Source organism: Nocardioidaceae bacterium SCSIO 66511 (genome assembly GCA_023100825.1).
Classification (GTDB): domain Bacteria; phylum Actinomycetota; class Actinomycetes; order Propionibacteriales; family Nocardioidaceae; genus Solicola.
This window is the reverse complement of sequence record CP095846.1, coordinates 1,612,238-1,633,194: the sequence shown is the minus strand read 5'-3', so window position 1 is coordinate 1,633,194 and position 20,957 is coordinate 1,612,238. Positions and strand designations below refer to the sequence as shown.

Genomic DNA, 20,957 nt, shown 5'->3' with positions numbered 1-20,957 from the left:
AGTACGTCCCTCGACGCCCGTCCGAGGCGGGTACTACGCCGCGTCGTAGTATGGACTCGTGACCCAACTCGGAGAGCTCGAACGCGTCGTGATGGACCGACTGTGGGCGGCCGGAGAGCCGCTGTCGGTGCGCGACGTGCACGAGCTACTCAGCTCCGAGCGGCAACTCGCGTACACCACCGTGATGACGGTGCTCGACCGGCTCTCACGCAAGGACCTCGTCCGCCGTACCCAGCGCGGGCGCGCGTACCTCTACGAGCCGGCCAGCGGACGGGAGCAGCTGACCGCAGACCTGCTGAACGAAGTCCTCGACGACGCAGGAGGCGACCGTACGGCCGCGCTCGTGCACTTCGCCGAGACCGTCTCGGCGGACGAGGCAGACGCACTTCGTACGGCGCTGGCGCGGATCGAGAAGCAGCACCCGAGCGACGAGCGCGAGCCATGACTCCGATCCTGCTCGGCGTCATCGGCCTGCTACTCGCTCATCCGATACCGGCCGCACTCGGCAGGATGCGCTGGCCGTACCGCGTGCCGCGGGCCGCGATCGTGCTGTGGCAGGCGATGGCGCTCGCCGCGGTACTCGCGGTACTCGGCGCCGGGCTGTCGACCGCCCTGTGGCTGGTACGCCCGCCCGACGGCGAACTGGTCTGGTGGCGCGTGGGCGCGCACTTCCTCGTCCTCGCACTGACGATCCTCGTCGTCGCGCGCCTGGGCTGGTCGACGTGGGCCGTCGCCCGCGAGACCCGCAGACGCCGCCGCCGACACCGCGAACGCGTCGACCTGCTCACGCGCGCCGACACCGCCGCACCCGGTGCGCGTATCTTGCTCGAAAGCACGCCGATCGCGTACTGCGTCCCGGCCCACCGCAACTCGCGGGTCGTCTTGTCGTCGGGCACCCTCGATGAACTCGACGAATCGGAGCTGGCGGCGGTACTCGCACATGAGCGGGCGCACGTCCGCTACCGGCACGACCTCGTGCTGGAGGCCTTCATCGCATTACGCCACGCGTTCCCGAGGATTCCCCGCGGCGATGCGCCGCTGCAGCAGAGCCGCGTGATGATCGAGCTCCTCGCCGATGACCGCGCGCGCAGCGAGTACGGAACGCTCCCGCTCGCCCGCGCACTGGTCAAACTCGCCGATCAACCGACTCCGGCGGGTGCGCTCGGCGCCGGCTCCGCTGCCGCATTACGACTCGAACGGCTATCCGCCCGGCCGCGACGGCATCTGGCCGAGGCGACCTGCGCGTACGCGCTGGCGGTGGGCGTGCTGGTCGGCCCGACCGTCAGTCTTGCCGTGCCGTGGATTGCTCACGCATGGCATTCAGTGATCTGAGCGTCCCGCGGTCGTCGACGCGTTTGACCCCGACGCGCTTGGCCAGCTTCGCGCCGAATCCGACGCTGTCGTTCTGTGTCGACGCGACGACGGCGAACAACGCACCTGCGCCGGCGACGATGACCACCATCACCGCAACTATGACAATCACAACTACTCCCCGATTACAACCCCGACGGGACCGCCGTCCCGGTACGCTACGCGCCCTCTCAGGTTCTCATGAAGACCCGAATCCCGCCTGCGAACTCCGACAATGTCCCATCAGTCGGACTTGCGGGACTTCTCGGCGTTCTTCTCGCCCGCCTTGTCGCCCTTCTTCTCACCCTTGCCTCGATCGGGCACATCGTCGAGCCACGAGGGCAGAGGGTCGCGACACTCCGCGCCGAGGCAGGCGTGCATGCGTTCCAGCAGCTGGTTCAGCTCGCCGCGGGCCCGGGAGAACCGGTCGTCATCGACGACGCTGTTGACCTGGCCGGGGTCGGTACGAAGGTCGTACAGCTCCGGCTCGCGACCACTCGTCTCGCTGAACAGGAAATTCGGCGAGCGGATGCCGTGCATCCGCGAGCTCTTGGACGCCGCGTTGGGATCCCGGCCGAACGTCTGCCCGTCGAGATCCATCAGCGTCGGGACGGTCGAGGGCCCGCTCTCGGTGACCACCGGACGAGTCCAGCCGTTATCGCCCTTCTGGGCGACGTCGAGCATCGACCGGCCGTCGATCGCGGGTTTGCGATCGGTCGACAGCCCCGTCATCTCGAGGATCGTCGGGGCGAAGTCGATCGACAGGAACGGGTCGTGCCGGGTCTGCCCGGCAGGGATGCCGGGCCCGCGGACGACCGTCGGGGTCCGCAGCGAGGGCTCGTACGGCAGCGTCTTGCCCTGCCGCATCCGGTGCTCGCCGAGGAAGTAACCGTTGTCGGAAGTGAAGACGACGTAGGTGTTGTCGAGCTCATCGCTCGACCGCAGCGTACGGACGATCCGCGCGACGGCTTTGTCCAGCAGGCCGAGACTCTCCGCGCGCTGACGTGCGAGCTCGCGTACGCCGTCACGCTCGCTCTGGCTCATACCGGGAAGGCGCTGCATGAACTTCGGCTTATCGGACATATCCGACTCCGCACCCGCTCCCGGCGCCCGCGAAATGTCGTCGTTCCACTCCCCGCGTACGCGTTTTGGCCGGGCGGGTGTCTTGATCCGGTACTTGTGACCTTCGAGGTCCTCGACCTCGGACGGGTCGTCCTTCTCGCGCGGCCCACCGTGATGTGGCGCGACGAACGAGAGGTACATGAAGTACGGGTTGTCGGACTTCGACCGCTTGCGCACCTCGTCGCTGGCGATGCGGCGGTACGCGGTGGTCTGGTACTTGCGGTTGAGCGCCTGTATCCGGCCGTTGTTGTTGAGGTGGGTGCCCCAGTAGTTGTACGTGCCCTTGCTGTCGATCGAGGCACGCCAGTCGTCCCACCCCGGCGGGATGTAGCGTACCGACGAGCCGCCGCCCGGCGCCGGCATCTCCGGCTTGCCGTAGCCGTTGATGTACTTGCCGAGCATGAACGTGCGGTAGCCGCCCGACTTGAGCCAGACCGGCAGCGTCTCCTTATCGCGGAAGGAGCTGAAGCCGTACGGCGATTTGACGCCCCACACACCGTGGTTGTGGGGGTACTGCCCGGTCAGGAACGACGCGCGCGCCGGAGCACACAGCGGCAGGGGCGCGAAGGAGTTGTCGAAGCGGACGCCTGCGTCGCCGACGAGCTTGCGGGTGCGCTTCATCCACGGTCCGCTGTACTCGTCGTCGCGCATGTCGTCGGACATGATGACGACGACGTTCGGCTTCTCGGTCTGCTCGACGTAACCGGCCGACGCATTCGACGTGCCGGCGCCCTGCTGACGGGCCGTCGCCTTGGCGCGCACCTGCTGCGTGTCGCCGTCGAAACACGACCGCGGCACGACGACGAGCGTCTCCGAGCCGGAGTCGGCGGCATTCGCGCGGACTCCCGAGCACTTCCACGACTGGTCGCCGAAACGACTCAGCTCCGCGGAGTTCTCGCCCTTGTGCACGCGGACGCGGTACGGGTACATCGACTGGCCGCCGAGGCCGATCTTGATGTCGGTCCGGCCGTCCCAGTACGCGCCCGCATGACGTACCCGCACCGCGACGAAGTCGGCGACGTTCTCGACCGAGAGGTCGCGGATCTTCGCAGCTCGGTCGCGTGCGAAGGCGACGGGGGCTGCCGACCGGGCGTCGGAGCGGGCCTGGTCACCGCCGGTTTCGGTCGGGCCCGGGGCGGCACCCGACGGGAGTCCGGCCGCGACGACCGCAACGCACGCCGCACCGACCGGCACGGCGAGACGCGAGCCCGATCTCGACGACACCCGTGCGCTCACCTCGTCGACTTCCACGGCGTTCGACAGGTCTCGCCCTTGCAGTCTCGGAGGTTCGCGAGCATTCGTGCCATCGTCGAACGAGTGCGTTCGTAGCGTTTGTCCGCGACGACGTTGCGGTTCTCGTGCGGATCCTTCGACAGATCGAACAGCTGCTCCGGGACCCGGCTGTCTTGGTACTCGGCGTAGAACGCACCGGGCATCCGTACGCCGCGGCCGTAGTTCAGCTCGCCGAGGCCCTTGCCCGGATCGGTGAGGATCGGCCGTTTCCAGGGCTTCGCCTTGGTCTTCGCCGCTCTCAGCAGCGACTTGCCGTCGACGTTCTTGGCCGCTCGCGCATTGGCCATCTTGGCGATGGTCGGTGCGAAGTCGATCGTGGTGAACGCTTGCTCGCGGGTGATCCCGGACTTGATTCCGGGACCGCGGATGATGGTCGGTGTACGCAGCGACGGCTCGTAGCTGAGCTTCTTACCGATGCGCTGACGGAACTCTCCGAGGAAGTAGCCGTTGTCGGACGTGAAGATCACGTACGTGTTCTTGAGCTCGCCGGTCTTCTTCAGCTTGCGTACGACCCGCTGCACCGCCTTGTCGACGGTCGCGAGCGACTCCGCGCGCTGCCTGCGGACCTCGGTGATCGCAGCCTGCTGCTCGGGAGTGATCGGCGACTTGTCGCTCACCACCCGTGGTTGGCTGCCGTTGCACGGTTCGCCGGGTACACCGCCCGGAGTCGTGATGCGATCGTCGTACGCGCCCCGCATCTTCTTCAGCCGGGCAGGGGTCGCGAGGCCGGGGTCGTCGGGCTCCTTCGGGCCGCCCTTGTGCGGCGCCGTGAACGACAGGTTCAGGAAGAAGGGCTTCTTCTTGCCGGCCATCTGGGACACGAGCTGGGAGCCGATGCGCCCGTAGGCGTTCGTCTGGTACTGCCCGCTCAGGTTGCGAAGGCCCTTACCATTGTTGCTGAGCACGGTGTTGCGGTACTTATAGGTGCCCTTGTTGATTGAGGCGTACCACCTGTCCCACCCCGGAGGGACGTACGAACCGGGTTTCTTCGCACTTCCCGGGGCGTAACCGTTGATGTACTTGCCGAGGAACGCCGTGCGGTAACCGGCCCGCTTGAGCCAGACCGGAAGCGTGTTGCGGTCGTCGAACTGGTCGAACGACGATGCCGGGCTGTTGTTGGTGCGCACGCCGGTGTTGTGCGCGTACTGGCCGGCCAGGAACGACGCCCGGGCGGGTCCGCACAGCGGCAATGGCGAGAAGGAGTTCGCGAACGTGACTCCCTGGCCCTTGATCAGCTTGCGGGTATGCCGCATCCAGGGCCCGGCAAGCTCATCGGCGCGCATATCGTCGACCATGAACACCACGACGTTGGGGTCGCCTTTGGCGCGGTCGGGGGGCGATGCTGCCGGCGCCGTCCGCGCCTTACCGGCCGGCGCGTTCGCGGCCCCGCTGCCCTTGGCCGGGCGGCCGCCCGGTGCCTTCGCGCCACCGCTCCAGAGTCCGAGCAGTCGATCCAGCTCGTCCTTGACCACGGGTACCTTCGACCACTCGGCGTCGCACAGCTGATCGCGCGTGTCGGGGAGCGGTTGACGTTCGGAGGCCGCTGTCTGGGCGGGTGAGGTGGACGTCACGAACAATGACGACAGCGCCGCCACCGGCAGCATCGTTCCTACTGCGGTGCGCCTGAGCCGTCGTCGGACCGTCGACACTTCCGAACCACCTCCGCGTCATGCGTGGAGACCGTTCGAGCTAAACGGCTCATCCGCGCTGTGTACTTCTCACCAGTACTGACGTACTGCTCCCGCTCGAAGTTGCCAGTCGGGAGCGTCAGATATTCAGATCGTGCATTCCGCTACCGGACGTACTTGCCGATCGGTTTGCGGCATTTCACACCGGAGCAGTCCCACCTGCGGTGAAGCGCCTTGCGAAGGCGCTTCTGGGTGAAGCGATAACGCTTCTTACCCGCCACGTTGCGCAACTCGTGCGGGTCACGCCGCAGGTCGTACAGCTCGCGTTTGCGTCCGCGCGTGCGGTACTCGGCGTAGAGGTATCCCTTGACTCGGATGCCTTGGCCGAGTGCCTTCTTGCCCCGACGCGCTCCGGTGTTGGTCAGGATCGGTCGCCGCCAGCCACGGTCGCCCTTGCGCGCCACCTTGAGCATCGACTTCCCGTCGACCTTGGCACGTACCTTCGCTCGCGCCATCCGCGCGATCGTCGGCGCGAAGTCGATCGACGTGAACGGATCCTTGCGTACGCGCCCGCGCGGAATGCCGGGACCGCGGATGGCCAGGGGCGTCGCTAGCGATGCCTCGTACGGCAACGTCTTGCCTTGGATGCGGCGCGCCTCTCCCAAGAGGTAGCCGTTGTCGGAGGTGAAGATGACGTACGTGTTCTTCAGCTCGCCGGTCCGTCGCAGCACCCCGATCAGCCGCTTGACCTGCTTGTCGACGGTCGATCCGGCCTCGGCACGCTGGCGATAGGCCTTGCGTGCACCGCGTTTCGCCCGATTACTGAGCTTCGACTTACCGCTCACGACCGATGGCTTGCGGCTGTTGCCCGGCTCTCCGTCGGGGTCGGGCAGACGCCGGGTCTGCCGGTCGAACTTGCCGATCGACTTGATATCGCGGGCCGGAGTCTTCAGACCCTTGCGGTCGTCGGGCTCGCGCGGCCCGCCGTGGTGTGGCGCCGTGAACGACAGGTTGAAGAAGAACGGCTTCTTCTTCTTGGCGTAGCGCTTGATGATGTTCGTGCCGATCCGGCCGTACGCGTTCGTCTGGTACCTGCCGGAAAGGGACTGCCGCTTGCCGTTCCGGTTCAGGCTGGTGTTGTAGTAGTTGTACGTGCCGTGGTTGTCCAGCGAGGCACGCCAGTCGGTCCAGCCCGGAGGTACGTAGCGCTCCGACGGCCTGCCGTTGCGGCGTTTCTGGCGCCCGTATCCGTTGAGGTACTTGCCGAGGTAGAGGGTGTTGTAGCCGGACTTGCGTAACCAAACCGGCAGCGTGTTGCGATCACGGAACGACCGGAAACCGTACGGGTCCTTGACCCCGCGGACCCGGTGGTTCTGGATGTACTTGCCCGACAGGAACGACGCGCGGGCCGGCGCGCAGAGCGGGGTCGGCGCGAAGGAGTTCTTGAACGTGACGCCCTGACCGCCGATCAGATGGCGGGTGCGGCGCATCCACTTTCGCCCCAGCTCATCGGCACGCATGTCGTCGGTCATGATCCAGACGATGTTCGGGCGCTTGCCACGGGCCGCACCGAGATCGTCGACCTCCGCGGTCTTGCTCGCCTGCGCGCCGCGCTTCTGGAGCTGGTCCGGATTCGGTTTCGGGCCGGGCGCCGGCGTCACCGCACCGGCATCGCTGAGCAGCGAGCCCGTCAGCGTGACGGCGAGGGCCGTGACGCCGAGCGAAACCGCTCGTTGACCATTGCGAGGCATGCACATTCTCCGGGTAGGGGCCATGACACAGGACATGCGTCATGGTGGTGACCACGACGCATGCCGGTAGACACCCGGTCTGTCGGCCGGGCGGGGAAGTCTGCCGTCGGCAAGTTTCGCACAGGAGCCCAAACCGGGGTAAATCCGTGTCACCACCCATTCATGGATGCACTCGGCGGCACTCCTTGCCCGCGCAGTCCTGTAATGCGCGATACGCCGCGCGCAACCGCCTGACGTCCTCGCCGTACTTCTGCCGGCGGACGACGTTGTGGTTCTCGTTGGGGTCCGTACCGAGGTCGAACAGCTCTTCGGGCGCCAGTACGTCGCGGTAGCGGCCGTACGAGAAGCCGGGCACTCGCACACCGCGACCGAACCATTCGTCGAGACCGTACGGGCCGGCGTCGGTCAGGATCGCACGCCGCCACTTCGCGTGCCCGCGCTTGGCGGCCGCGAGCATCGAAACGCCGTCGACGCTTCCCTGTTTACGAACGTTCGCCATCGCCGCGATCGTCGGTGCGAAGTCGATGCTGGTGAACGGCGCTCGCGGGCGGGCGCCGTGCGGTATCCCGGGGCCGCGGACGAGGGTCGGTGTACGCAACGCCGGTTCGTACAGCAGGCGCTTGCCGACGCGCTGGCGGAACTCTCCGAGGAAGAAGCCGTTGTCGGAGGTGAAGATGACGTACGTGTTCGACAACTCACCGGAGCGCCGAAGCGCATTGATCACCTTCGGGATCTGGCGGTCGACGGTCTTCAGGGACTGCGCCCGCTGCTGGCGGAGCTCGACGATCTGGCGCTGCATACCGCGGTCGATCCTGGTCAGATCGCGGACGGCGGCCGGTTTGTCGTCGTTGCAGGGTTCGCCTTGTACGCCGCGCGGCCGCACGATGCGGTTTTCGTACAGATGACGGTTCTTGGGCAGCCGGGCAGGCGTACGCACGTCCTTCGGATCGTCGGGTTCGCGCGGACCGCCCGCGTGCGGTGCGCTGAACGACAGCACCATCGAGAACGGTTTGCGCTTCCCGCTCAGCTTCGAGATCAGCTTCCGGGCGCGGTTGCCGTACGCCGAGGTCTGGAACTGACCGGACAGGTCGATCACGCCCTTACCGTTCCGGCTGAGCTTGGTGTTCCGCGCCTGCTGGCTCGTCTTGCCGAGCGAGGCATACCAGTGGTTCCAGCCGGGGGGCACGTACTTCGCCTTGGAATAGCCGTTGAGGTACTTGCCGAGGAAGGCCGTGTTGTAGTTGCGCTTCGCACCATCGCCGTTGAGCCAGGTCGCCACCGTGTTCGTGTCGTTGAAGCGCTTGAACGCCGACGGGTCGGAGTTCTCGCGTACACCGTGGTTGTGGCTGTATTTCCCGGTGAGGAACGACGACCGCGCGGGACCACACAAGGGGTACGGAGCGAAGGAGTTGCGGAAGTTCGCCCCGCGCTGGCCGATCAACGCACGGGTGTTCTTCATCCACGGCCCGCGCAGCTCATCGGCGCGCATGTCGTCGACCATGATCGTCAGAATGTTCGGGCGACCCTGGGGTTTCGCGGCCGGCCGGTTCGACGGCGCCGGACGGCCGAGGCCGCGATTGCGATCCCTTTCGGCGGTCGAGCTCGGCGGCCATCGCTTCTCGCACGGGTCCGCGACTCGCTGCCGCTGTGCCGGCTCGCCTGCGGCGGACTCGGTGACTCGTGGACTGCCGACCGCCCCCACGACGAGGGCCGAGGCTACGACCGGCACAGTCGCCATCAGGCGACCTGTTCGAGTTGTTGGCATGTCGTGACACCTCCTGCAAAGCAAGGCGCAAGGCACAACACGGTGAACGGCGACGTGTGCCCCCTTAGATGGCTGAGTCCAAGCACTGCCTCACTCGCGCCGGCTCGCTTCACCGGCACCGCTCGGACTCACCCATCTACCCGCGTCGGTATCCCTCCGCCGGAAACCTACTTCCGGACCGGCTCCAGCATCGCATGGATACGGGATTGGGGCCGCTCAGGATGCTTGCGCCTCGCGGATGCGCTGGCTGATGACCGCCGACACGCCGTCGCCTCGCATCGACACGCCGTACAGCGCGTCTGCGACCTCCATCGTGCGCTTCTGGTGTGTGATGACGACGAGCTGGGAGTTCTCGCGCAGCTCCTCGTAGATCTCCAGCAGCCTGCCGAGGTTGACGTCGTCGAGAGCGGCCTCTACCTCGTCGAGGATGTAGAACGGGCTCGGGCGGGCCTTGAACAATGAGACGAGGAACGCGACCGCGACGAGTGAGCGCTCACCGCCGGAGAGCAGCGACAGCCGCTTGACCTTCTTACCTGCGGGCCGGGCCTCGACGTCGACGCCGGTGCTCAGCATCTCGGCCGGATCGGTGAGTACGAGTCGACCCTCGCCGCCGGGGAACAACCGGGCGAAGACGCCCTCGAACGCGGCGGCGGTGTCGTGCCAAGCCTCGGTGAAGACCTGCTCGACCCGCGCATCGACGTCCGCGACGATGTCGAGGAGGTCCTTGCGGGTCTTACGAAGGTCCTCCAGCTGCTCGGTCAGGAACTTGTGCCGCTCCTCCAGCGCCGAGAACTCCTCCAGCGCAAGGGGGTTCACCTTGCCGAGCTGAGCCATCGCACGCTCTGCCGAGCGCAGCCGCTTGCGCTGCTCGTCACGATCGAACGGCACCGTCTCGACGGTCGACTCAGTCTCGTCCGACGAGGCTTGCTGGTCGCCCGACTCGGCGCCGGCGTCGGCGGGCCGCTCATCGGCGGCCTCGGACTGAACCGGTACGGGCACCTCCGGGCCGTACTCGCCGATCAGCGCCTCGACCTCGAGGCCGAGCTCATCGATCGAGCGTTGCTCGAGCGCCTCGATCCGCAGCCGTTGCTCGGCGCGTGCCATCTCGTCGCGGTGGACCGAGTCGGTGAGCCGCTCGAGGTCGGCGCTGAGCTCGCGTACGCGGGTGCGGACACCGGTCAGCTGCTCTTCACGCGCAGAACGTGCGTGCTGGACCTCAGCGCGTGCATTCGCCGCGGTGTCGATCGACCGGTCGAGGTGGTGCAGCGCGGCGTCGGTGCCGACCAGCACCGCCCGGGCGACCTCGGCCTCGAGGATGCGCTGGCGGCGACGCTCCTCGGCCCGCGCCTGGGCCTCACGTTGGGCGGTGGCGGCGGCGATCAGCGAGTCGGCGCGCCCGTGCAGGGCTCGCGCGCGCTCCTCGGCAGTACGCAGCGCGAGCCGGCCCTCGGTCTCGGCCGCGCGTGCCTGCTTCGCCTTCTCGGCCAACGACTCGAGCTCGGTGGTGTCGGGCTCCTCATCGGGCGCCTGCTGTGCGTCGTTCAGCCGCGCCTCGAGGTCGGCGAGCGTGCGTACGTGCTCGTCGCGGCTCTTCTCTGCGGTCGCGATCGACCGGTCGAGGCGTTCGGCCTCGTCGCGGGCCGCGCGTGCGGTGGATCCGAACTGGCCGAGCTTCTCCGCGACCGCGGCCATCGCGGCATCGGACTCGTGCAGCTTGGCGAGGGCGACGTCGACCCGCTTCTGCGCCTCACTCTGGCGGTCGCTCAGCCGGGAGAGGTCGAACGTCAGCCGCTCCACCGTGTGACCGGCCTCGGTCAGCGCCTCGGCGGCCTCGTCGACCGCGGCCTGGACCTCGAGCAGGCTCGGTGCGGACGACGATCCGCCAGACGCGAAATGCCGACCGAGCAGGTCGCCGTCGCGGGTGACGGCGACGATGTCCGGTACTTGCTCGACGAGCTGGCGGGCCCCGTCGAGATCGTCGACGACGGCGACCTGAGACAACGCCGCCCGCAGTGCCGGCAGGAGTTGCTCGGGCGCCTCCAGTACGTCGACCGCGTACGCCGCGTTGCCGGGCAACGCTGGCCAGTCGGTGTGCGTACCGCCGTTGCCGCCGAGCAACATGCCGGCACGGCCGGAGTCGTTGCGCTTGAGCTCGGCGATCGCGCGCGCGGCCGTTGCCGGGCTGTCGGCGATGACGGCGTCGGCGACGGGGCCTAGCGCGGCGGCGACCGCGGTCTCGTATCCGTGGCGGACGTTGACGGCTTCGGCGACCGGACCGCTCAGACCACCCACCTGCTCGGCAGCCGCCAGCAGCGCATCGGTGCCGTCCTTGCGGGTGAGGCTCAGCTCCAGCGCCTCCTTGCGGGCGACCAGCGCAGCACGGTCGCGCTCGGCGACCTGCGCCCGCTCGCGTACGTCGGTGAGCTGAGAAGTGACCTCGTCGAGCTCGGACTGCGCGGACTCGTGCTCTGCGTCGAGCCCGCTCTCACCCGCGTCGAGCCCGGCGACCTGACTCTCCAACGCCGCGAAGTCGTGGTCGGACTGGTCGGCTCGGGATACCGCCTCGGCACGGCTCTGGGTGAGGCGGCCGATCTCCTCCTCCGCCGCCCGTGCACGGCTCTTGGCGGCGTTGACCTGACCGTGCAGCCGCGCCAGACCTTCGCGTCGGTCGGCCGCCGCACGTACCAGACCGGCGATGCGACGCTCCTCGGTCGTGTACGCATCCTCGGCACCGCTGCGACGCTCGATGGTCTCCTTCAGCGACGTATCGGCAGCGGCGACCTCCTGCGCGATCGCCGCTTCCTGTTCGCGGATCTGTGCCGCCTCCGCCTCCATCTGGTCGGGGTCGCGACCCTCCGGAAGCTCCTCGGCGTCGTCGGCTGCGCGGCGTACGCGTTCGGTCGCAAGGCTCGCAGTGCCCCGGAAGCGCTCGCGCAGACCCGATAGGGAGTACCAGGTGTCCTGCGCGGCCTGGAGCCGCGGAGCATCGGCACGAAGCTGGTCCTCCAGCGCGCCTTCGTCGTTGCGCGCGGCCGTGAGCGCCTTCTCGACCTCGGTGCGCCGCTCCTTGATCGCGGACTCATCGGCGAGCTCGCTCTGCAGCTCCGTACGCGCCGTCACGATCTCGTCGGCGAGCAGTCGGGCGCGAGCGTCGCGTACGTCGGCCTGGATGACGGCCGCCTTGCGCGCGACCTCGGCCTGACGTCCGAGCGGCTTGAGCTGACGACGGATCTCGCTGAGCAGGTCGCCGAGTCGGGTCAGGTTGCCTTCGGTCGAGTCGAGCTTACGGAGCGCCTTCTCCTTGCGCTTGCGGTGCTTGAGTACGCCCGCTGCCTCTTCGATGAAGCCGCGGCGCTCCTCCGGAGTCGCGCGCAGGATCGAGTCGAGCTGCCCCTGACCGACGATCACATGCATCTCGCGACCGATGCCCGAGTCGCTCAGCAGCTCCTGTACGTCGAGCAGGCGGCACGACTGCCCGTTGATCGCGTACTCGGAGCCGCCGTTGCGAAACATCGTTCGCGAGATGTTGACCTCGGTGTAGTCGATCGGCAGCGCACCGTCGCCGTTGTCGATGGTCAGGACGACCTCGGCCCGCCCGAGCGGCGGCCGCCCGGACGTACCGGCGAAGATGACGTCTTCCATCTTGCCGCCGCGCAGCGATTTCGCGCCCTGCTCGCCCATCACCCAGGCGAGCGCGTCGACGACATTGGACTTGCCCGAGCCGTTCGGGCCCACGACGCACGTGATGCCCGGCTCGAGTTGCAGCGTCGTCGACGAGGCGAAGGACTTGAATCCGCGGAGCGTCAGGCTCTTCAGATACAACGCGGACTCCTCGAGACAGTCGGTTCGGCGGAGGCGATGCTATCGGCCGCCGGCGGGCGACGGGGCATCGGGGAAGAGCCCAGAAGTTCCGCGAGCAGGTGCGTGGAACCTCTGAGTGCAGCGTACGACGCCGGTCTCGCCGCCCGACGGACGGTGATCGTTCGCGTGTCGCGTCGACCGTCAGTGGGAGACGGGTTCGAGCAGATCCTCGGGCGTCAGCGACGCCGACAGGTTGGCGTGGAGCGCGTCGTTCTCGTTCTTCAGCCGGGAGACCTCTGCCTCGAGGTCGCGGACACGAAGTCGAAGACGGGCATTCTCGCTGGTAAGCACGGGGTCGTTGTGCCCCACGTAGCCGAGCAGCGCTTTGGCCATGGTCGATCCATCCTCCGGTACGAGTGTGGGGTCGTGGCGGCGCGGCTGTCGGTACCGATCGGCAGAATGCAGCACATGCGCCACCGTCCAATATCCCATCCCGAGCAACCCGGGTCAAATCGGCGTCGGGCCGACAGATCCCCCGGCTGCAGGGTTCGGTCAGACGACGATGTTCACCAGGTTCGGCGCCCGCACGATCACCTTGCGGATCTGCTGACCGTCGACGTACTTCGCGACGTTCGGCTCCGCGAGCGCCAGCTCGCGCAGTTCGTCATCGCCGATCTCGGGCGACACGTCGATGCGCCCGCGTACCTTGCCCTTGACCTGCACGACACAGGTGACGGTGTCGTCGACCAGGTGGGCCGGGTCGGCCTCCGGGTACGCCTCGTACGTCAGTGACTCGGCATGGCCGAGCCGCGACCACAGCTCCTCACAGATGTGCGGGGCGATCGGGGCCAGCATCAGCACCAGGGGCTCGACCGCCGCGCGCGCCGTGCATCCCGACTTGGTCAGATGGCTGGTGTACTCGATCAGCTTCGAGATGACGGTGTTCAGGTGCATGCGGTCCATATCGGCACGCACGCCGTCGATGGTCTTGTGCAGCGCCCGCAGCGTCTCCTCGCCTACCGCGTCTTCGGTGGCGATCGTCTCGCCCGTCGACTCGTCGACGACCAGCCGCCATACCCGCTGCAGGAAGCGCTGCGAGCCGACGACCGCGCGCGTCTCCCAGGGCCGGGAGTCGGCAAGGGGGCCCATCGACATCTCGTAGACCCGGAACGTGTCGGCGCCGAACTCGTCGTACATCTCGTCGGGCGTGACGACGTTCTTCAGGCTCTTGCCCATCTTGCCGTACTCACGGTTGACCGGCTCACCGTCGAACAGGTACTTCGTATCGTGCTCGTCGGCCTCCTCCAGTACCTGGTCCGCGGGCACGTACACGCCGCGCTCGTCGGTGAAGGCGTACGCCTGGATGTAGCCCTGGTTGAACAACCGCTGGAACGGCTCCTCGCTCGAGACGTGGCCGAGGTCGTACAGCACCTTGTGCCAGAAGCGCGCGTAGAGCAGGTGCAGCACCGCATGCTCGACGCCGCCGATGTAGAGGTCGACGCCGCCGGCATCGCCTTCGGCGCGCGGGCCCATCCAGTAGCGCTCGTTCTCCGGGTCGGCCAGCACGTCGCTGTTGTGCGGATCGGTGTAGCGCAGTTCGTACCACGACGAGCCGGCCCAGTTCGGCATCGTGTTGGTCTCGCGGCGGTACATCTTCGGACCGTCGCCGAGGTCGAGTTCGACGTTGACCCACTCGGGCACACGCGCGAGCGGCGGCTCGGGCTCGGAGGTCACGTCGTCGGGTTCGAACGTACGTGGCGAGTAGTCGTCGACCTCTGGCAGATCGACCGGCAACAGGTTGTCGGGCAGCGCGATCGGCTGCTCGTGCTCGTCGTAGACGACCGGGAACGGTTCGCCCCAGTAACGCTGCCTGCTGAACAGCCAGTCGCGCAGCCGGTACGTCGTAGTGGCGGTGCCGTGGTCGTGCTCGACCAACCAGCCCGTGATCGTCTCGATCGCGGCGTCTTTGTCGAGACCGTTGAGCGAGACCGACTCGTTCGCCGAGTTGATCATCGCGCCGACACCGGAGTACGCCTCACCGTCGAAGTCGTCGGGCGGCTGCACCGTTCGTACGATCGGCAGACCGTACTTGGTCGCGAAGTCCCAGTCGCGCTGGTCTTCGCCGGGTACGCCCATCACCGCGCCAGTGCCGTAGCCCATCAGAACGTAGTCGGAGACGAAGACAGGGATCTGCTGGCCATTCGCGGGGTTGGTTGCGTACGCACCGGTGAAGACGCCGGTCTTGGCGCGCTTCTCGTCCTGCCGCTCGGCGTCGGTCTTGGACGCCGCCTCGGCGCGATAAGCCTCGACGGCCTCGCTGGGCGTGGCCAGTCCGTTTGTCCACGCATCAGGGGTCGCGTCGGGCCACTCGGCGGGCACCAGGTCAGCGACCGTCGGATGCTCCGGTGAGAGCACGACGAACGTCGTACCGAAGATCGTGTCGGGCCGCGTCGTGAAGACCGCGACCTCCTGCTCGGCGCCGACCTGGAAGCGAACCCGAGCGCCCGACGAACGTCCGATCCAGTTGCGCTGCATCAGCTTGACCCGCTCGGGCCAGTCGACCCGGTCGAGGTCGTCGATCAACCGGTCGGCGTACGCGGTGATGCGCATGTTCCACTGGCGCAGATTGCGGGTGTAGACGGGGAAGTTGCCGCGTTCGCTGCGGCCCTCCGACGTCACCTCTTCGTTGGCGAGGACAGTGCCGAGACCCGGGCACCAGTTGACCGGCGTCTCCTCGATGTACGCGAGTCGGTACTCCGCGAGCGCGTTACGGCGCTCGCCTGCGTCGTGCTCCGACCAGGGGCGGCCCGACGGCGTTGCGCGCGCACCGCTTGCGAACTCCTCCTCCAGCTCGGTGATCGGCCGGGCGCGATCGGCGTCACGGTCGTACCAGGAGTTGAAGATCTGCAGGAAGATCCACTGTGTCCAGCGGACGAACTCGGGATCGATCGTCGCGAAGCTGCGGCGCTCGTCATGAGCCAGGCCGAGGCGATTCAGCTGCCGTCGCATCGTGATGATGTTCTGCTCGGTCGTCTTGCGCGGATGTGCGCCGGTCTGCACGGCGTACTGCTCGGCAGGCAGTCCGAACGCGTCATAGCCCAGCGCGTGCAGGACGTTCTTGCCGAGCATCCGCTGATGGCGCCCGATGACATCGGTGGCGATGTAGCCGAGCGGGTGGCCGACGTGCAGCCCCGCACCGGATGGGTACGGGAACATGTCCATGATGAAGTACTTGTCGCGTTTCCAGACGTCTTCGCCGGTCGCCAGATCGCCGACCGGGTTCGCCGCCTCGAAGACTCCGTCGTCGTGCCAACGCCGCTGCCAGCGCGCCTCGATATCGGCAGCGAGCGCACTGTCGTAACGGTGCGGCACTGGGTTGGTGTCTTCGACGCTCACTGGGTTCTCTCCTGGGCTGAGGTTCGACCGTTCGACGCGGACAGACGTAGGTGCCCGTTCCAACAAAAAAAGCCCCCGGTCACGAGGGCTTGCCGCACTGTCGGTGTTGATCAGTGCGGCTACGTAAGAAGGAGTACATCTACGTGCACGAGGTCATCGTACCGCAACGACCGTGGTACGTTCGGGCCCGCCGTGCTCGACTGCAACCTCAGGAGGTGAGACCGATCAACGCTTCGAACAGGTCGGGTCTCCCTCCCCGCATGGCCTAGGGAGTTCCCGCAGGAGGCATCCCGAAGGGGGATTCCCAAATGCGTTTCACTTCCGCGTCGTCTGTCGACGGCGTCTCCCAGCACCTCTTCGACCTCGAGCACATCCCCGGTGTGCTCTGGTCTCCGGCTGACGCCCGCGGCCCGCGGCCTCTTGTCCTGATGTGTCACGGCGGCGGTCAGCACAAGCTCGCCCCGGGCATGCTCGTCCGCGCCCGACGTCTCGTCATCGAATGCGGCTTTGCAGTCGTGGCGGTCGACGCTCCCGCCCACGGTGACCGGCCGCGCGAGCCGGCGTACGACCGACTCGCAGCCGAGAACCAAGAACGCATCGAAGCCGGCGAAGAGCTGGCCCCGCTGATCGCGGAGTTCCAAGCTCTCGTCGCTCGCCAGACAGTGCCCGAATGGCGGGCCGTACTCGACGAGGTCCAGCAACTCGATCACGTCGGCGCGGGTCCGGTGGGCTACTTCGGCGTCTCCCTCGGATGCGGGCTCGGCGTTCCGTTCGTGGCCGCCGAGCCTCGGGTTCGGGCAGCGGTCCTCGGCCTCGGAGGCGCCATCGCATCGACCGAGGCGGCGGCGCAGATCACCGTTCCCGTCGAGTTCCTGGTGCAATGGGACGATGAGCGGGTGCCACGCGAGACGTGCATCGAGCTCTTCGACCGACTCGGGTCCACCGAGAAGACCCTGCACGCCAACCCGGGTAGACACGGGGAGATTCCGGCGTACGAACTGGACAGCATGGTGCGGTTCTTCGCCCGCCACCTGATGCATTAGGTGCATGCACTTCGAGAGCGTGCCTGTGCCCCGCCACGGTGGTGCTCGGGTGGCGGGGTGTCAGGCGGCGCTACGTTTCGCTTCTCGTGGACGCATGTGTCTACTTGGCCGGGGAGTTTGGTGGTGGTGCCGGCGGTGACGAGGTATGAACGTCCGGCGGGTGAGAGCCAGAGCCAGATTCCGGGTGCCGGGCACGTGACGGTCCAGGCGGTGAACGTCTTCGCCCGGTGATGGAACCGACACAACCTGTGTCCATTTCTGGAATCCGTGGGGCCGCCGTCGGTGTAGTTGCGGATGTGGTCGTAGTCGCCGAGTTTCGCCGGTCGGTTGCAGTACGGGAATGTGCAGGTGAGGCCGTTCATCAGTGCGGTCTGCTCGCGTAGCGGCGGTGGTGCGACGTAGCCGGTGGTCGAGATTGTCGTCTCCAAATCGATCACCGGCTTCACCACCACCCGCGATGATTTGCCGAGGATCTGTTCGGCCTCCGACCGGGTGATGGCGCCGACGTCGTCGAGTGACCAGGTGCCCCAGCACCGGTCGTAATGAACGTAGAGCACCGTCTCCCGCAACCCACGACGGCGACGCCTGCGCGACGGCTTCGACTCAGACTCGGTTTCAGATTCCGGTTCGGCTGGTACGTCGTCGGTTTTGTCGGCGACCAGGGTGTAGAGGTCGTCGAGGTTGTCGGGTTCGTGGACCATGCCCATCGCCACCGACCGGAGGATGTGATCAGGGCGGGTGTCGCCGAGGAACCGCATCGACTCCACCAACTGATCAAGACGTTGGTCGAGTCGTTGGCCGTCGTCGACCGACAGGGTGCCCGTAATGTGGGCGACGCCGTCTTCGAACCAGATCGTCACACCCCGCCGCCTGCGCGCCTCCCGGCGCTTCTTTTCGGCACCGTCGGGGTCGTCGACGAACCGGATCTGATCCAACACCAACTGCAGCCGCGGCATGGTGATCCGTGCGATCAGCGGGGTCCCGTCGACATTCGCAGCCGACAGCCGCCGGTCGGCATCGGAGGCTTGGGCGATGGTGAACTCCCGCGTCGCACGCGCGACTTTCCGGATCCGCCACCCATCCACACTCCCGTCATGCAGACACGCATACAGCCGCGGCAGCCGATACGCCAGATCAACCGCGTCGGCGATCAGCGCCCGTGCCCCGTTGGCGGACAGGCCGAGGACGGGGCCGACTTCGGCGACCGCATACTCCGACACCGACGGTGTCCCTGACCCGCCGTACCGGGTCCATTCATTCACCCCACCCGCCCGGGCGAGCGGCTCGACAGCGATCTGCCGCAGATACGCCAACACCGCATCGAACTGTGTAGCCTCGATGCGGGCGAGCTGAGCACGAGCGGCCGCCGCGAGGTCGAGACCATCGGTGGTCTCGACATCGTCGATCAGGTTCGCCGTCCTCATAACCGTCATCATGCCAGCCGCCACTGACAGTCGAAGGGCTCAGAAGCCCTTATCCACAAGGAAAACGAAGATTCTTGAAGAATCTTCTCGGCCGGTCAGCTGAGGGCAGACCGGCAACCGGGAAACCGGCGGATCGGGTCAGCCGACAAGCAACCGAACCAGCCGGAACGGGATCCTCGTCGCCGCCAAAGCGGTCTGCACCGAAGCGCACGAGAAACGATGAAGGCCGGCAACCCAAGGAACGGGCTAGCCGACAAGCAACCCAAACCGCCGAAAACGGATCCTCGTCGTCAGCTGTCGCTGTCAGCTGTCGTCGTCAGCCGGGATGACCGTCGGCCGCAACCATGCCCACAAAGCCATCAGGATCGATACAACCAGCATGCCGATGCCCGCCCACAGGTTCACGTTCATGCCGTCGGCCTTGTCGAGCTCGGCGTCGGTGGCGTTGAAGAGCCCGAGGCAGATCAGCACGATCCCGTAGATCCCGATCAGCGCCCCGATGACGAGTCGGATGTCGAACGCGCCGGCCGTACGGCTGCTGCGACGTTGCGTCGATGCCATGTCGGTCAGTCCCTTCGTACGCTCACAGGAACAACAGGTTCAAGATGATGACGAGCACCAGGGCGACACCCGCCAGCTTCACCGGCGACTGGTACCACGGTAGATGCTCCTGGTCCGGATCGGTCAACGTCTCCTTCGGTGTCAGCGAGTAGACGAGCCCGGTCAGCTCCGACTCCGGCTTCGGTCTGGTGACGAGGGTGACGAGGACGCTCACCACGATGTCGACGGCGAACGCGGCACCCGCGGCGACAAAGCTCGCGCCCTGTCCGGTGAGGTCGAGAGCACCGGTACTCAACGAACCGAGCATGTCCTCGCTGAGGATGCCGACCAGAACTGCCGCGAGCGTTCCGGCGACGAGACCGCTCCAACCGGCCGCCGCGCTCATCCGCTTCCAGAACATGCCGAGGATGAACGTCGCGAACAGCGGAGCGTTGAAGAACCCGAACAACGTCTGCAGGTAGTTCATCAGGTTGTCGTAGCTGGACGCGATCAGGGCCGTTCCGATGGCGAAAACGGTCGCGCCGACCGTCGCCAACCGCCCGATCAACGTGTAGTACGAGTCGTGCCGGTCACGGATCACGTACTGCTGCCAGAGGTCGTAGCTGAAGACCGTGTTGAATGCCGAGATGTTGGCGGCCATGCCTGCCATGAAGGAGGCGACAAGACCTGCGATCGCCACACCGAGCATGCCGTTGGGCAGCAGATCTCGCATCAGGTACAAGATGGCGTCGTTGTAGTCGCCGTCGCTGGTCGCACCTGACTTGTAGTCGGCGATCTCGGGGACGATGATCGCCGCGATCATGCCCGGGATCACCACGATGAACGGGATGAACATCTTCGGGTACGCCCCGATGATCGGCGAGCGCCGCGCCGCCGAGATCGAGTTCGAGGCCATGGCCCGCTGCACTTCGACGAAGTTCGTCGTCCAGTACCCGAAGCTGAGCACGAACCCCAGCCCGAACACGATGCCGACCACCGACCAGAACGGGCTGTCGAAGCCGGTGAGTCCGAGACCGGGCCACGACGACATCTGCTCGGAGCCGCCCGGGCTGTCCGAGACGGCGTCGGTCAGGCCGTCCCAGCCGCCGATCTTGTGCAAGGCGACGATCGTCAGCGGCAGCAACGCCGCGACGATGATGAAGAACTGAAGCACCTCGTTGTAGATCGCCGCCGACAGGCCGCCGAGCGCGGTGTAGCTGAGTACGACCACCGCGGCGACGACGAGCGAGACCCAGAGATCCCAGCCGAGCAGGGCTTCGACGATCGACGCGAGCAGGTACAGGTTGACGCCCGCGATCAGGATCTGGGCGAGAGCGAAGCTCAGCGCATTCACCAGGTGTGCGCCGGTTCCGAAGCGTCGGCGCATGAACTCCGGCACGCTTCGTACGCCAGACCCGTAGTAGAACGGCATCATCACGACACCGAGGAACAACATGGCGGGGACTGCGCCGATCCAGAAGTAGTGCATCGTCGCCATGCCGAACTGCGCGCCGTTCGCCGACATACCCATGATCTCGACCGCGCCGAGGTTCGCTGAGATGAACGCGAGACCGGTGACCCACGCGGGCAGCGACCTTCCCGAGAGGAAGAAGTCGATACTCGACGACACCCGCAGCTTGGCGGCGTACCCGATGCCGAGCACGAAGACGAAGTAGAGCGCGATCAGCGCGTAGTCGAAGAAGTCGGTGTCGAGGCGGAGCGATTCCTGTGCGAGTACCACGCGTCGATCCCTTTCGAAGCCAACGTCGGTTGCAGCCTGCACCCGACACGGTACGCCCGCCGACCGCACTCCGCTCACCGGCGCGCCGCCACCGCGATCGGGT

Annotated in this window: 14 protein-coding genes; 3 read left to right on the top strand and 11 right to left on the bottom strand. The window is 66.9% G+C overall.

Annotation, left to right across the window (positions count from 1 at the left end; all coding sequences use genetic code 11):
• The first annotated feature begins 91 nt into the window (after nucleotides 1-91).
• Together MU582_07670 and MU582_07665 are read left to right on the top strand one after the other, a co-directional pair.
• Complete coding sequence (locus tag MU582_07670) at nucleotides 92-445, top strand: BlaI/MecI/CopY family transcriptional regulator (GenBank protein UPK77132.1); 354 nt, start codon at nucleotides 92-94, stop codon at nucleotides 443-445.
• Nucleotides 442-1,332: a M56 family metallopeptidase gene (locus MU582_07665; protein UPK76501.1), complete on the top strand. Its 891-nt coding sequence runs from the start codon at nucleotides 442-444 to the stop codon at nucleotides 1,330-1,332. The genes MU582_07670 and MU582_07665 overlap by 4 nt, the downstream gene beginning before the upstream one ends.
• Here MU582_07665 and MU582_07660 read toward each other — a convergent pair.
• The 8 genes from MU582_07660 to leuS all read right to left on the bottom strand — a co-directional run bounded on the left by MU582_07660 (nucleotide 1,283) and on the right by leuS (nucleotide 16,106).
• Nucleotides 1,283-1,483: a hypothetical protein gene (locus MU582_07660; GenBank protein UPK76500.1), complete on the bottom strand. Its 201-nt coding sequence runs from the start codon at nucleotides 1,481-1,483 to the stop codon at nucleotides 1,283-1,285. The genes MU582_07665 and MU582_07660 overlap by 50 nt on opposite strands.
• Nucleotides 1,484-1,593: 110 nt before the next feature.
• On the bottom strand, nucleotides 1,594-3,696 hold the full coding sequence (locus tag MU582_07655; protein UPK76499.1) for a sulfatase: 2,103 nt from the start codon (nucleotides 3,694-3,696) through the stop codon (nucleotides 1,594-1,596).
• Between the two features lie 8 nt (nucleotides 3,697-3,704).
• Complete coding sequence (locus MU582_07650) at nucleotides 3,705-5,414, bottom strand: sulfatase-like hydrolase/transferase (protein ID UPK76498.1); 1,710 nt, start codon at nucleotides 5,412-5,414, stop codon at nucleotides 3,705-3,707.
• A 143-nt stretch (nucleotides 5,415-5,557) separates the two neighbouring features.
• Complete coding sequence (locus MU582_07645) at nucleotides 5,558-7,144, bottom strand: sulfatase (protein UPK76497.1); 1,587 nt, start codon at nucleotides 7,142-7,144, stop codon at nucleotides 5,558-5,560.
• Nucleotides 7,145-7,304: 160 nt separating this feature from the next.
• Nucleotides 7,305-8,909, bottom strand: coding sequence for a sulfatase (locus MU582_07640; GenBank protein ID UPK76496.1), 1,605 nt, complete (start codon nucleotides 8,907-8,909; stop codon nucleotides 7,305-7,307).
• Between the two features lie 216 nt (nucleotides 8,910-9,125).
• Complete coding sequence (gene smc, locus MU582_07635; GenBank protein UPK76495.1) at nucleotides 9,126-12,731, bottom strand: chromosome segregation protein SMC; 3,606 nt, start codon at nucleotides 12,729-12,731, stop codon at nucleotides 9,126-9,128.
• A 180-nt stretch (nucleotides 12,732-12,911) separates the two neighbouring features.
• Nucleotides 12,912-13,103 (bottom strand): hypothetical protein, encoded by a 192-nt coding sequence (locus tag MU582_07630; protein ID UPK76494.1) that lies wholly within the window; start codon nucleotides 13,101-13,103, stop codon nucleotides 12,912-12,914.
• A gap of 159 nt (nucleotides 13,104-13,262) precedes the next feature.
• Complete coding sequence (leuS, locus tag MU582_07625) at nucleotides 13,263-16,106, bottom strand: leucine--tRNA ligase (GenBank protein ID UPK76493.1); 2,844 nt, start codon at nucleotides 16,104-16,106, stop codon at nucleotides 13,263-13,265.
• 308 nt (nucleotides 16,107-16,414) lie between these two features.
• Here leuS and MU582_07620 point away from each other — a divergent pair, with 308 nt between their 5' ends.
• The gene (locus MU582_07620; GenBank protein ID UPK76492.1) at nucleotides 16,415-17,149 is read left to right on the top strand and encodes an alpha/beta fold hydrolase; all 735 of its coding nucleotides are present in this window, start codon (nucleotides 16,415-16,417) and stop codon (nucleotides 17,147-17,149) included.
• Here the strand turns inward: MU582_07620 and MU582_07615 are convergent.
• From MU582_07615 to MU582_07605, 3 genes are all read right to left on the bottom strand, one after another.
• The gene (locus MU582_07615) at nucleotides 17,146-18,597 is read right to left on the bottom strand and encodes an HNH endonuclease (GenBank protein ID UPK76491.1); all 1,452 of its coding nucleotides are present in this window, start codon (nucleotides 18,595-18,597) and stop codon (nucleotides 17,146-17,148) included. The genes MU582_07620 and MU582_07615 overlap by 4 nt on opposite strands.
• Before the next feature lie 279 nt (nucleotides 18,598-18,876).
• Nucleotides 18,877-19,134 carry a hypothetical protein gene (locus tag MU582_07610; GenBank protein UPK76490.1) on the bottom strand — a complete coding sequence of 86 codons (258 nt, stop codon included), beginning with the start codon at nucleotides 19,132-19,134 and terminating at the stop codon, nucleotides 18,877-18,879.
• Nucleotides 19,135-19,156: 22 nt separating this feature from the next.
• A complete protein-coding gene (locus MU582_07605; protein UPK76489.1) occupies nucleotides 19,157-20,854 on the bottom strand; it encodes a sodium:solute symporter family protein in 1,698 nt (565 codons plus the stop codon).
• Between the last annotated feature and the right edge of the window lie 103 nt (nucleotides 20,855-20,957).